This is a genomic window from Pseudozobellia sp. WGM2 (assembly GCF_017810075.1).
Lineage (GTDB): Bacteria > Bacteroidota > Bacteroidia > Flavobacteriales > Flavobacteriaceae > JADNYK01.
In genome coordinates this window covers 40,747-53,799 of record NZ_JADNYK010000002.1, presented here as the reverse complement: position 1 = coordinate 53,799, position 13,053 = coordinate 40,747, and the positions used below count along the sequence as shown (strand labels likewise).

The 13,053-nt window shown below is 37.6% G+C and carries 14 protein-coding genes; 9 read left to right on the top strand and 5 right to left on the bottom strand.

Features of this window, described 5'->3' with window-relative positions:
• Positions 1-161: 161 nt before the first annotated feature.
• Positions 162-521, top strand: a complete 360-nt coding sequence (locus IV512_RS03845) for a toxin-antitoxin system YwqK family antitoxin (RefSeq protein ID WP_209400806.1) — start codon at positions 162-164, stop codon at positions 519-521.
• A gap of 76 nt (positions 522-597) precedes the next feature.
• On the opposite strand, the gene IV512_RS03840 is transcribed toward IV512_RS03845, so the two are convergent.
• Complete coding sequence (locus IV512_RS03840) at positions 598-993, bottom strand: carboxypeptidase-like regulatory domain-containing protein (protein WP_209400804.1); 396 nt, start codon at positions 991-993, stop codon at positions 598-600.
• Between the two features lie 160 nt (positions 994-1,153).
• Between IV512_RS03840 and dgt the strand changes: the two genes are divergently transcribed.
• Positions 1,154-2,497 (top strand): dGTP triphosphohydrolase, encoded by a 1,344-nt coding sequence (gene dgt / locus IV512_RS03835; protein WP_209400802.1) that lies wholly within the window; start codon positions 1,154-1,156, stop codon positions 2,495-2,497.
• 18 nt (positions 2,498-2,515) lie between these two features.
• Here dgt and IV512_RS03830 read toward each other — a convergent pair whose 3' ends face one another.
• Entirely contained in the window at positions 2,516-3,649 is a 1,134-nt protein-coding gene (locus IV512_RS03830; RefSeq protein WP_209400800.1) for a DUF3078 domain-containing protein, read from the bottom strand.
• A complete protein-coding gene (locus IV512_RS03825) occupies positions 3,627-5,411 on the bottom strand; it encodes a 1-deoxy-D-xylulose-5-phosphate synthase (protein ID WP_209400798.1) in 1,785 nt (594 codons plus the stop codon). Before IV512_RS03825 ends, IV512_RS03830 begins: the two co-directional genes overlap by 23 nt.
• A gap of 144 nt (positions 5,412-5,555) precedes the next feature.
• Between IV512_RS03825 and IV512_RS03820 the strand changes: the two genes are divergently transcribed.
• From IV512_RS03820 to IV512_RS03810, 3 genes are all read left to right on the top strand, one after another.
• Positions 5,556-6,365, top strand: a complete 810-nt coding sequence (locus tag IV512_RS03820; RefSeq protein WP_209400796.1) for an alpha/beta fold hydrolase — start codon at positions 5,556-5,558, stop codon at positions 6,363-6,365.
• The gene (locus IV512_RS03815) at positions 6,346-7,095 is read left to right on the top strand and encodes a LuxR C-terminal-related transcriptional regulator (protein WP_209400793.1); all 750 of its coding nucleotides are present in this window, start codon (positions 6,346-6,348) and stop codon (positions 7,093-7,095) included. The genes IV512_RS03820 and IV512_RS03815 overlap by 20 nt, the downstream gene beginning before the upstream one ends.
• A gap of 191 nt (positions 7,096-7,286) precedes the next feature.
• Entirely contained in the window at positions 7,287-8,051 is a 765-nt protein-coding gene (locus IV512_RS03810; RefSeq protein ID WP_209400791.1) for a LuxR C-terminal-related transcriptional regulator, read from the top strand.
• A 133-nt stretch (positions 8,052-8,184) separates the two neighbouring features.
• Here IV512_RS03810 and IV512_RS03805 read toward each other — a convergent pair whose 3' ends face one another.
• A complete protein-coding gene (locus IV512_RS03805; RefSeq protein ID WP_209400788.1) occupies positions 8,185-8,328 on the bottom strand; it encodes a hypothetical protein in 144 nt (47 codons plus the stop codon).
• A gap of 31 nt (positions 8,329-8,359) precedes the next feature.
• On the opposite strand from IV512_RS03805, the gene IV512_RS03800 reads away from it, so the two are divergent.
• The 4 genes from IV512_RS03800 (at position 8,360) to IV512_RS03785 (ending at position 12,769) form a co-directional block, all read left to right on the top strand.
• Complete coding sequence (locus IV512_RS03800) at positions 8,360-9,736, top strand: DUF5723 family protein (protein WP_209400786.1); 1,377 nt, start codon at positions 8,360-8,362, stop codon at positions 9,734-9,736.
• Positions 9,737-9,766: 30 nt separating this feature from the next.
• Entirely contained in the window at positions 9,767-10,978 is a 1,212-nt protein-coding gene (locus IV512_RS03795; protein ID WP_209400784.1) for a hypothetical protein, read from the top strand.
• Positions 10,979-11,056: 78 nt separating this feature from the next.
• Positions 11,057-12,181, top strand: a complete 1,125-nt coding sequence (locus IV512_RS03790; RefSeq protein ID WP_209400782.1) for a hypothetical protein — start codon at positions 11,057-11,059, stop codon at positions 12,179-12,181.
• Positions 12,182-12,319: 138 nt separating this feature from the next.
• Positions 12,320-12,769 carry a nucleoside deaminase gene (locus tag IV512_RS03785; protein ID WP_209400780.1) on the top strand — a complete coding sequence of 150 codons (450 nt, stop codon included), beginning with the start codon at positions 12,320-12,322 and terminating at the stop codon, positions 12,767-12,769.
• A gap of 68 nt (positions 12,770-12,837) precedes the next feature.
• Here the strand turns inward: IV512_RS03785 and IV512_RS03780 are convergent, their stop codons facing one another.
• A complete protein-coding gene (locus IV512_RS03780; RefSeq protein ID WP_209400778.1) occupies positions 12,838-13,032 on the bottom strand; it encodes a cold-shock protein in 195 nt (64 codons plus the stop codon).
• Between the last annotated feature and the right edge of the window lie 21 nt (positions 13,033-13,053).

Genomic DNA, 13,053 nt, shown 5'->3' with positions numbered 1-13,053 from the left:
GGGATGAACATCGGCCATAGTTATAAATTTAATATTTCAAATATGATGAAATCAATACAATAAAAAGGATTATACGACGTTTTCAATGTAAATTTAATGTTAAGCCATAGTGTTTTTAACGTAAATTTTTTGTAAATTTGTTTCAACAAAATATAGATTTTATGAAAAACATAGCCATATTAGCCGTAATGATGATGACTTTATCGGTAGGGTTCGGTCAAAAAGAAAAAGAAGTAAAATTAAATGAAGAAACTAATCTTATAGAAGCTACATATTTTCACGACAATGGTGAGATAAGTCAAAAGGGAACTTTTGATTTAGATGGAAAACTTCATGGGGATTGGAGCAAGTTCAATGAAGAGGGTGATAAGATATCTGAAGGAACCTATACTAAAGGAATACGCACAGGAAAGTGGATGTTCGTTAGCAATGGAGTAGTGAAGGAGGTTGAATTTGACAATAATATTATCGCTAGTGTAGTTGACAAAAAGAATAAATCTTCTGTGGTTTCTAAAGATTAGAACCTAGTAAGTATCAAAAACAAAAAGGCAGCACTGTTTAAGTACTGCCTTTTTGTTTTTGACGAAAATACATGACTTATTGCCCGGCATAAGCAGCAGATTTGATAAAATCATTGCTTGTATTTTTTTCTAAGGCAGAAACTTCTTCCATAGAAATAGATTTTGCACTAAGCCCTTGTTGCATTTGAATTGAATCATTGGCCAAGACTTCAATGGCCACTAATTGTGTTTCGTACCCTAGAGAACTAATTTCTAAATTATAAGAACCAGGTTTTAGCCCCGTAAATTCAAAATTTCCGTTGAAATTGGTTTCCGTATAAAGGTCAGTACCTTCAACTGAGACACTCGCAAACATTAATGGTTCTCCAGCCATTTCAAGGTCTATAATGTTGCCCTTGATAGATCCTTCGCTTTGTGCGACTATAGCACCACTACATATTGTAAGGATAACAAATACTAACAGCGTTTTCATATTTTTTCTTTGCTGCAAAGAAAAAAACTAAATGTAAAGTTGTGGTTAAGTTGATATTAAAACAAGATGTTTTTAAGGTTAAATAACGGGGTCGGTTTGAGAAAGGTTTGAAGTTTTTGCAGGCTAAAAGATGTATCTTTCGACTTTTTAAAATACTAATATGAATTGGGAAAGCCTACTTTCTTTAAAACGACATGGTGACACGCTAAAAAGACTAAGAAAAGAACAAGATGAGACTCGTTTGGGTTTCGAGGTCGATTATGATCGAATAATCTTTTCAAGTGCATTTAGAAGCTTACAAGATAAAACTCAAGTTATACCCTTATCAAATACCGATTTTGTACATACAAGGTTGACCCATAGTTTAGAAGTGTCGGTCGTTGGTAGAAGTTTGGGCAGGATAGCGGGTAGAAAAATTCTTGAAAAGCACCCTTATTTGAAAGAAGTACACGGGTATCGATTCAATGATTTTGGAGCTATCGTAGCTGCCGCCGCTCTCGCCCACGATATTGGTAATCCACCTTTTGGTCATAGTGGTGAGAAAGCTATTGGTGAGTACTTTACAAACGGAATGGGAAGTAAGTACCAATCGGTTTTATCTTCAAAGGAGTTTCAAGATTTAATTGATTTTGAAGGAAACGCAAACGGATTTCGACTCTTATCCAAATCAAGGGCCGGTGTAGACGGAGGGCTAAGATTAAGTTATGCAACGCTGGGAGCTTTTATGAAATACCCTAAGGAATCTTTACCTAAGAAGCCGACGAAACATATCGCAGATAAAAAGTTCGGTTTTTTTCAATCTGATTTGCCGGGTTTTGCTGAAATAGCACAAGAACTTGGCCTAAAACAAACCAGAAGTGGTGCAGATGTCTCTTATTCGAGACATCCATTAACATTTTTGGTAGAGGCTGCCGATGATATTTGTTATACGATTATCGATTTCGAAGATGGTATCAACCTTGGTCTTATATCTGAAGATTTTGCTCTTGAATATTTAATAAAATTGGTCAAGGATAATATTAATACCAAAAAGTATAATTCTTTGGCTTTCAAAGAAGACCGGCTTAGTTATTTAAGGGCATTAGCCATAAATACACTGATTACCGACGCAGTGAACGTTTTTATAGAGAACGAAGATTCGATATTAAATGGTGATTTTCAAGTATCATTACTTGATAAAAGTAAATATGAAGCACAGATAAGTGATATTATATCCTTAAGTGTTAAGAAGGTATATCGCTCTCAAGAGGTAGTCGAAAAAGAGATTGCAGGTTATAAGATTATCTCCGACATCTTAGATGTATATACTACTGCCTTAATTCGACAAAGTGAAGGTAAAGCCTCTAACTACGATAGGTTAATGATACAAACATTACCAGAACTGTATCAACCTACCGATTGTTCTACCTATGATATTTTGCTGAGTACTTGTTGCTATGTTGCCAGTCTCTCCGATAGTGCGGCAGTACATATTCATAATAAAATTATGGGGAAACAACTCTAATTTTCTATAGCATAAGCACTAGAAAACATACGATACGCCAACACCCAATAGTTGTTTGAACTGAATACGAGGTTCGCCCTCGTCAATTACAATTCCTTCGGCGTTCTTTTGTTCGTTGAAAAGTATATCATCATCGTAGATAATATGGGTGCCGATAGAGGTTAAAATATATTTGTTTACACGTAGGTCTATATTTAGTTCCCAGTCCACATCTACATTTCCGAATTTTCGTAGATAATCGGTATACAAACTGAGCCGATGCTTCAAAATTGTGTTTTTCATGACTTCCGTCTCGTATTGATTGGTCACCAAAAAACCAAATTCTAAAAAGAAATTTTTTCCATCTTCAATAACATTTCCTTCAGCGTCTAAAACAGCCTTTTGTACCCCAAAAGCTCCCCTGTCCGCCAAATCTTGATCGAGTACAAAAGTCACTTTTTGTGTTATAGGAGATATATATAAATTGAATTTTTGGTCTTTGGTAATGTACGAGGTTCCCGCACCTAAAAACGAATAACCCGGGGCCATAAAGCGAGAAATAGGGGTTTCTCTATCTGGATATTTATAACCATTTGAAAACTGCGTATTAAAATTCGCCCTTGCCGAATAGTACCAGTTACTTATAGTGTCTCTTTGAAAACCGAAAGTCGAACTTACGCGAAAAGCATCATCGGTTTTACGAAGTTTTTGATTTTCTTGAACGTTCAAACCATAGTTCATTTCCATGTAATTGTCCCACTGAATATATCTGAACTTGTAATTACGTTCAAAACGTGCTTTGCCCAATGCAGCTATCGAATTATTACCACCTGCATTCCAATTCACAAAAGCAACCTCGCTGAAATTAACACCTAGTTTGTTTACGTTGGTCCAGAAAGAGGGTACCTTGAACCTGTTCGGTTTTTCACCCAGTGCGTTGGTACGTTTGAAAGAAACAACAGGGTTCATCAAGTCTACACTACGCGGAATGTTCTTAATTTTCTCTTGGATCTTTCTAATAACTACTGTATCAACAACGGTGGTGTCGATAACTATCGAATCAATTGGCTGTTCAGGAGGAATGGAGTCTGTTACCTGCCCAGACAAGTCGATTATGGATATACAAAATACTAACGCGGCTAGAATAAATTTAATACGGCGATTGCTGCACATGAAGAAGTTTTTTTATTTGGTTTTTAATGGCTGTTACATCAATTTCTGCTTGGTGCTGAAGATTTTTTAAGGGCCCGTGTTCGATAATACGATCTTCTATACCCATTATACTAATGCCTACTTTGCTTTCTATTTCATTGGCAAATTCTAAAATAGCGGACCCAAAACCGCCAGCGCTACAACCATCTTCAATGGTTATGACGCTCGTATAGGTCTTAAATATGCTCCGTAGCATATCTTTATCTAGAGGTTTTATAAACCGCATGTTAAAATGGCCAATTTTAGAATTATCATCAATTTGTGAGAGGGCCTCTGTGACCAAATTACCTATATGACCGATAGAAAGAACCGCAATTTCCGTACCTTTTTTAAGTTCTTGTGCTGTACCGATTTCAATAGTTTCGAACGGTTTTCTCCAATTGATTTGAACACCCCTTCCCCTAGGATATCTAATTACTATTGGGTGCTCGAGACCTAGCTGTGCCGTGTACAAGATGTTTCGTAGCTCGGTTTCATTCAGTGGCGAAAAAATGACGAGATTGGGTATACATCTAAGGTATGCCAAATCGTAGATGCCATGGTGGGTTGCGCCATCTTCGCCAACAAGCCCTGCACGATCTAAGCAAAAAATAACAGGTAAGTTTTGTAAAGCGACATCATGAATAACCTGGTCATAGGCCCTTTGCAAAAAAGTGGAATAAATATTACAGAAAACCAACAGCCCTTCTGCGGCCATACCTGCCGCCATCGTTACGGCATGCTGCTCGGCAATACCTACGTCAAAAGCTCGATCAGGAATTTGCTCCATCATAAATTTTAAAGAGCTGCCGGTAGGCATCGCCGGGGTAATACCTACAATTTTTGGGTTCTTTTGGGCCAATTCTACTAGGGTATGCCCGAAAACATCTTGGTATTTAGCCGGTAGGCCATCATTTGATTTTTTCTCTCGCTCTCCTGTCAACCTGTCAAACTTTCCCGGGGCGTGATAGGTGACCTGGTCTTCCTCAGCTTTTTTGAGCCCCTTACCCTTGGTGGTAATAACATGCAATAATTTCGGCCCGTCTACCGATTTTAATCGCTCAAGTTCATTAACCAATTTTTGCACATTATGACCGTCGATAGGCCCAGAGTAATTAAAGTTCAAACATTCAAATATGTTTTCATCTTTGGCGATACCCTTTTTAACGTTTGTCAAATATTTTTTAAGCGCCCCTACACTTGGGTCTATGCCTATGGCATTATCGTTGAGAATTATCAAAACATTGGCATTGGTAACACCCATATGGTTCAGGCCTTCAAAGGCCATTCCGCTGGCAATCGAAGCATCACCGATTACAGCAATATGGTTTCTGTGGTGTTCACCTCGCAATTTAGCGGCCAAGGCCATACCTAAAATTGCAGATATAGATGTTGAGCTATGGCCGGTTCCAAAGGCGTCGTACTCACTTTCTTTTCGTTTGGGAAAACCGCTGATGCCCCCAAATTGACGATTGGTTTCGAAAATATTTTTTCTACCGGTAAGTATCTTATGCCCGTATGCCTGATGGCCCACGTCCCATATCAATCTATCTTGGGGAGTGTTAAAAACATAGTGTAGCGCAATCGTAAGTTCAACAACTCCTAAACTGGCACCTAAATGCCCCTCTTTGGTAGATACAATATCTATAATGAACTCTCGCAGTTCTAGGGCAAGAGCCGACAGGTCGCCTAACTTTAATTTGCGAAGGTCTTCAGGATACTCGATTTGCTGCAACATCGTCATTAAGGTTACAAATGTAATTGCTATTTAGAATTAATGACAGTTGCCAAAGCTAAATCATCACAGTATGGTGCGTTAAATAAAGTCTAAATTTTGTTTTTAACTAAAAATTAACGATTTTGTAATTGCACTAACCCCGAGTATTAAATGAATATCGTTCTTCACAAGGTTTTTAACACCTTGGCTGAAAATAAAACGGACGACGAGACCGTAGTTGTTTTTCTGCATGGCAATTCTGCCAATAGTCTAATCTGGCGGAATCAATTCAAATGTGAATTACTGCAAAATTTTCGTATGATGGCCTTGGATCTTCCCGGCCACGGGGCTTCGCCCAAACTGGAGGAATATTCACTTACTCGGTTGGTCGACATACTCGTAGATAGCTGTCAAAATTTTCCCAAGATGGTACTGGTGGGTCATTCTTTAGGAGGTCATTTGGCCATTGAAGCATTGCCAAAACTACCTAACTGTATTGGTCTACTGATTTTTGGTACGCCTCCTGTTAAGAGTCCTCTTAATCTTCATGAAGCCTTTCTAGCTGATGAGCGTATTTCTCTTCTGTTCAAAGGCCAATTGAATGCTACGGAGAGGGTTTCTTTTGTTTCGGGTATCTGCAGCGATACATCACCCGAACGCAGTAAATTGATTGAAAGTTTATTAAGCACCGACGCGAAATTTAGAGAAGGCATGGGGGTTTCCGCGGCTAATGATGAATTTTCAGATGAGGCTGAAATTTTACGAACTGCGAGGCTACCGATTGCAGTTATGCACGGTTCAAACGATGCTTTGGTAAATGCCGATTATATTGAAAAACTGAAAATTCCGTATTTATGGAAACAGAAGGTACATTATGTCGAGTCTAGTACCCATAGCCCGCATATCGAAAACCCATCTTATTTCAATCAGCTACTATTTCAATTCTTAGAAGATATTCAAAATGAAGAAGTTGAATCATAAGGCTGACATGCACAAATTTCGATTAGAAGTTCAAAAGAAAATTGGAGAATATCAGTTTAGACCAAAAACATACAGTTCGTTTCAGAACTTTCCATTGAACAATAAGCAATGTTTGTACGTGGCCCACTGGAATAAAGAAGGAATTATTTTCGAAAGAGGATTAGAGGCCCTAACAGGTTATACTTTAGAAGAGTTCAATACAGAAGATCTTGTGCATTACATACATCCTGAAGAACGAGAGCTTGTCAACAAGCTTACGCAAGAAGTAGTGAAATATGTAATTGATGTTGACCTTAGAAAAGGCCCTGCCCACTTGTTTCTCTCTTTTCGTTTTCGGAAGAAAGATGGCACTTATATAAAGATTCTTAGGCAATCGTCTTCATTTGAACTTGATGAGAAGGGAAGAATGGTAAGCAACTTTAGTTTATTGACCGATATTTCATTCTTGGATACCGGTAATCGCGTTGAATGGGATTTCAAAGCAAACGGATTGGATGTTTCGGGGTTTAAGAGGATTATTTATAAGGTGTATCAAAACTATTTTACCTCACGTGAAAAAGAGATAATCGAACTTATTGATAAAGGGCAAACCAACTTATTAATTTCTGAAAATCTATTTATCAGTAAGCATACCGTTGCAACCCATAGAAAAAATATTCTTAAAAAAGCTGGTGTCAGCAATACCGTTGATTTGATTGAATTTTGTAAGAAAAACGGAATTATTGATTAAAATCAACTCTACATATATCACAAAATACCTTCTGGAGGGTATTTTTTAATTGTGAATGAAATGTTAATATTGTTCTTCGAACTATTAAATATCAGCAATTTATAGTTTCAATCGTATGGCCTTGTTGTTTTGAGACTTGTTGCATGGTGATTTAAATTTAGGTAATCCGTTGACAATATACTTTATATAAAATGAATTTAGAATCGTACGAGAGAACATTCAGTACAAATGATAAAATTGATCATTTAGCCGTAAAAAAACATATTAGAAAACTAGAAGAATTAGACCAATACCTGCCTAAGTTACAATCATTTATTCTAGTTCAAAACACGGTAACCCAAAAATACGACTACGTCTGTGACAATTATGAGACCTTATTAGGGTATGAAAAAAAAGAGGTTCGAGAACAAGGTATGCCTTATCATTTTTCAAAAATTCATCCTCAAGATGTACCTAACTGGCTAAAAATTTTAGACGACCTAATGGTCTATACAATGAATAATGTACCTCAAAAGGAACGAGTTAAGTGTGTGTATTATTGGAATTACAGACTAAAGAATAAACAAGGAATTTATGTTAATATTCAAGTTCATCAAACCCCTTTATATTTTGATTCTAAGGGTAAGCCAATTCTAGGTTTTTCTCAAAATACCATAATGGGTAATACCAAGAGGCAGCCTATGGTCGGGGTGTGCAAAAAGTTAAATGCAAATAATGAGTATGAGACCCTGTTTTACAAGAATTATTCAAAGAGCTTGATCATCGATAATTTAAGCAATCGTGAATTAGACATCGTAAGACTTTTGTCAAAAGGTCATACCACTAAAGAGATATCTAACAAATTGAATATTAGCACTCATACCACGGCCACACACCGAAAGAATATTTTATCGAAATTGAATTTTAAGAATTCCCTTGAAATCGTAAATTACTGTAATGAAAACCATTTATTTTAACGATATGTATAAAAGAATGGTAGAAATAGAGTAAAAATACCCACTATTGGGTATTTCTTATCCTTTGCTATTGAACTATTTTAGCCATGGTTATATTATTGACCGCGCCCCATCTTCACCTATATTATCTGCTTTAATGTTTGGCAACCAAGTGTTTCTTGGTTAGGTTTTTATTTTCAATACTTCCCCCTAAGAAAATATTGACCTGATTGAAATTAGCATCATTTTCTACTCTCTGAAATTTGCCCGAGAGCATATATGATGGTGAATTTTCCATGAATATTGATTAAGTAAATCAACTGACCAATATGAAATTTACCAAAAGTTTATTGCATAAGACAGCGTGTTATTACCTTTTTCTACTCTCGTGTTTATTTCCTATAAATGCCATTGGTCAAAGTTACATAGGTCATGCAATTGATAATTATGCAGGTGTACACGGCGTAATATATAACCCCGCAAATGTAGTGGGCTCACCAATGAGTGCCGATATCAATTTATTTTCTGTAAGTGCTTTTGGGGGGAGTGATTATTTCGGAATTTCACTGAAAGACCTTTTAAATAGTGATGAAGGGTTTGATTTTGAAGATAATGCCCAGCGATTTCCAACAAATGAAAATCATTTCTTTGCCAATGCAGATGTACTCGGGCCGTCTTTTATGTTCAATATGGGTCAAAGGCATAGTATTGCAATTACCACAAGAGCACGAGGTTACTTAAACCTAGATAATATTAGCGGCAATCTTTATGAGAGTATTTCCGATGGTTTTGATGTCAACAACGATTTTGAATTTGATATGAAAGACCTAAGCGGTACCGTGCATGTTTTTGGTGAAATCGGTCTGAGCTATGGTCGCATTTTAATGGATAAAAAGACCAGCTTTCTAAAAGCTGGGTTTACGGCAAAATATCTTTTTGGTGCCGGGGGCTTATTTGCCAATTCTCCCCAACTGACAGGCAATTATACCGGATTCAATAATTCTCTAGCCACAACGGGGAGCCTTCAATATGGGTTTTCACAAGATTTTGACAGCGATGATATAAATTTTGATAGCCTTGAGGGCGGCTTTGGCTTCGATTTAGGAATGGTATATGAATATAGGCCACGAATTCTAGATGGTGACATATCGGGCAGAAGGCAGCAGCAGTATAAATTAAAGGTTGGCCTTGCGTTGACCGATTTAGGGGCGATAAATTATAGTCAGGCCGAGACCACCTCATACAATCTTGACGGAGACGTTATGGCTTCAGAATTCGATACAAAAGATATTGAACAAGTACTTGATGACAACTATACGGGATCTGTTGATTTGGGCCCCTCGAAATTGAATTTGCCCACTACCTTACACCTTTCGGCCGATTATTACTTGAAAAGCATTTTTTATGTAGGCCTTCATGGCACGGTCTCGGCAATTAAATCAGGAAAGGCGAACGCCTACGGAACCCTAAATACGCTTACATTGGCACCAAGAATCGAAACAAAAATTTTCAGTCTGTACACCCCGCTAAGTATTCGACAATACGGAGAATTTGCTTGGGGTTTCGGTTTTAGGTTGGGTCCGTTGACGATAGGGTCAGGGTCATTGCTGACCAACCTCTTGTCTAACAGCAGTAAGACTTCTGATGTTTACTTAGGATTAAAAATTCCATTATATAAAAAAATAGACTTCCAAAATCGTTCATAATAAATTACTAAACCAATACAGCCTGTTGTCATGAAAAATTTATCAAAGTCTCTATTATTGTTTGTCGTATTCGTTTTAATGCTTGTAATTGCTTCGTGTAGCAAAGACGATGGTCCTGAAACGAAACAGGAAGCCGTAGTTGAACAGCCCGAGCCCGAACCGGAAGAAGAACCAGAGGAAGTTGAAGAGCCTGTAGAAGAGGTTACTGCAGAAGAATCAAACCTATTTCTTGATAATGTCACCATTAAAGGCGGTACTAAGGTTGAAGGGGCATTACCTGTTTCTACTGCTGCCATTTCCTTCGATATTGAGACCTATGGCGGAAGCGCGTTCGTAGATGAAGGTTTTAATGCCGAATTAACATCTAGTGAAGATTTTATTGGGGCTTACATTCAATTTAAAGTAAATGATGCCTTAGTTTCCGATAATTATTATGATGTTGATTTAGCATCGAATAGTCCGTTTGCAAAGACAGATAAACTTAAGAGTTTTGGTTATTCACGAAACTTCGGTGCCAAGTCTCGGATTGGTTCGGTCAAGTATTCATATTATAACCTTAATGTTGTTTTTACCCCAGACATAGTTGCTGGAGGTGAATTTTGCTATCTCATTGCTGTGTACGATGCAAATGGAAATATAAGTGAACCACAAGAAGTTTGTTTAGAAGTCAAAGGATGGGGCGGTTATGATGATTTGATAGGGGAGTGGCATTACAGTAAAAATGAAGTTTATTTCCCCAACGGTGATATTACAACCCAATTAGTGGGTGAAGAAGGATGCTTTATGTATTCGTTTGTTTGTGAAAATGGAAATTCTTTCGATTATGAAACATGCACCACAAAAGAAGAAGAGATTTTCGATTTTAAAGCAGACGGCACTTATACCCATACGTACAAATCAGTAAGAACTCGATTTGATTTTGAAGCTTCTGAAGCCTCCTGTGAGGCAGTAATAATAGACGACTTTTTAAATTATACAATTACTGGTAATTGGTCTTTTAATGAAACGGATAGAGATATTATTCTGGTAGAATACAATCAACTCTTCGAAGACCAAGAGGGTACCTATGAATACATTAATCCTGTCGGTGAGGGTGATATCTTCCCTTTTGGCCCCGCCACTATTCATTCAGATAATTTTACGGTTGGCTTCGGAACCGAAAATTTAGGAGAAGATCTTAATGCCGACGGACAAGTGGATAACAATGATACTGGCTATCTCAGTTTTTATGTCAAACAGTAAGGCTTTAACAGTCAACAAGTAAAAATAGGTAATCGCCATACTCGACCTAAATATGCGATATAATTTAAATACTATCTTATGAAAAATCACAAAAAAATTTCCCTTTCCCTGATGCTCTTAATAGTTTTTCTTCAATTTACCTCATGCGGTAAAGATGACGGACCCGAAACAAAACAAGAAGTAATAGAAGAGCCGGTTGTAGAACAGGAGGAGGAAGAGGAAGAAGAAATTGTGGAGGAGCAAGAAGAAGAGCTTTCTTCCGAAGAATCGAATACCATTTCTGATAATATCGTAATTGTAGGGGGTACAAAAATAGAGGGTGCACCACCAGTTCCCAATGAGGCCATTGACCTAACTCTTCCTAATGTGTCGAATACAGGTGTTTTAGACGAGGGATTTTCAATTCCTATCTCTTCGGATGCCGATATTACAGGGGCATATATTCAATTTAAGGCAGTTGATGGCGAGGTTTCAGATAGTTATTACGATGTAGATATTATTGCAAATCAAGAAGGACCTGAAGTTAGCGGTAAATTACGTAAGGACCGCAGATCAAGATTCGGAAAAAATTTAGTTCAAACCGCTAAAATGACCGAAACAGAACTTGATATAGATTTGAGTTCGAATATACAACCAGGAGAGTTTTGTTATATCATATGTGTTTATGATGATGCCGGCAATATAAGTGCTCCGCAAGAAGTCTGCGTAACTATCCAAGCCTGGGGTGGTAATGCAGATTTGGTAGGCACTTGGGGTTTAACCAGATGGGAAGAAACGTACCAAGGCATGACCGAAACTGAGATTGTTGGTGAAGAAAACTGCTATGAATATGGCTGTGATACCACTGAGTTTGAAAAGTTGGTCTTTAATGCCGATGGCACATTTGAATATTCGGGTAGATACATATTTCGTGATCTCGATGGTCAATACGGTGAAGAATTCTTAGATTTTATTGAGACCGGCAAATGGTCTTATCCTGAAGGCTCTGAAAATTTGATTATCGTCTACTATTCTATTTCTGAGACCGATGAAGATGGAACTTACGAAGAAGTTTATGAAGCAGGTGGTAGTGACGATATAATCACAACACCTAGTGGGTTCTTAGAAATAACCGATAGCGCTATGGTTATTACCGAAAGCTATGATGATGATGGCGACGGTAATTTTGAAGAAGTTTATAAAGCTTTTTACGAAAAGGACTAAAAGTAAAAACACTTGTTGTTTGGCCTTGGCATTCATTCGGGGGAAGATGTCAAGGCTTTTTTATTTTAATTTAAGATATAGAGTCGACTCTTTTATACCAGAGCTTAAATTAGTATTATTGTCTGCTAAACCAGATTCATGCTTCAACCCTTCGACGATAATTACTTTATGAAAAAGGCGCTTCAAGAGGCTGAAACTGCATATGATATGGGCGAGGTACCTGTTGGTGCGATAGTCGTGGTTCAGAACAGAATTATTGCCCGCGCGCACAATCTTACAGAACAGTTGAAAGATGTCACAGCTCATGCTGAAATGCAAGCTATTACCGCAGCCGCTAATTTTATAGGGGGTAAATATTTAAAAGGTTGTACACTTTATGTCACATTAGAGCCATGTCAAATGTGCGCTGGTGCACTATACTGGAGCCAAATCTCAAAAGTGGTCTATGGGGCAGCGGATTCTCAAAGGGGTTTTATGGCCATGGGTACTCAAATGCATCCTAAAACCGAAATTTTGGCAGGAATAATGGAAAATGAAGCTAGCGATCTGTTAAAACGCTTTTTTGTTCAAAAAAGAAACCTGAATTGAATTCCATTAAAAAAACCCTTACGTTTTAGTAAGGGCTCTCAGTTCTCAAAAAGGGTAACGCTAAATAGTTATCCTATCACCTGTACTTGTGCGGCAACTATGCCCTTTCTACCTTCTTCTTCAACATACTCCACTTTATCGCCCTCGTTTAGTTCAATACCTTTGAGAGCGGTAGCATGTACAAAGATGTCTTTTCCCGTATCGTCGTTAGTAATAAATCCGTAACCTTTAGACCCATTAAAAAACTTTACTGTACCAGTCATGCCAATAAAAAATTAGTTGAT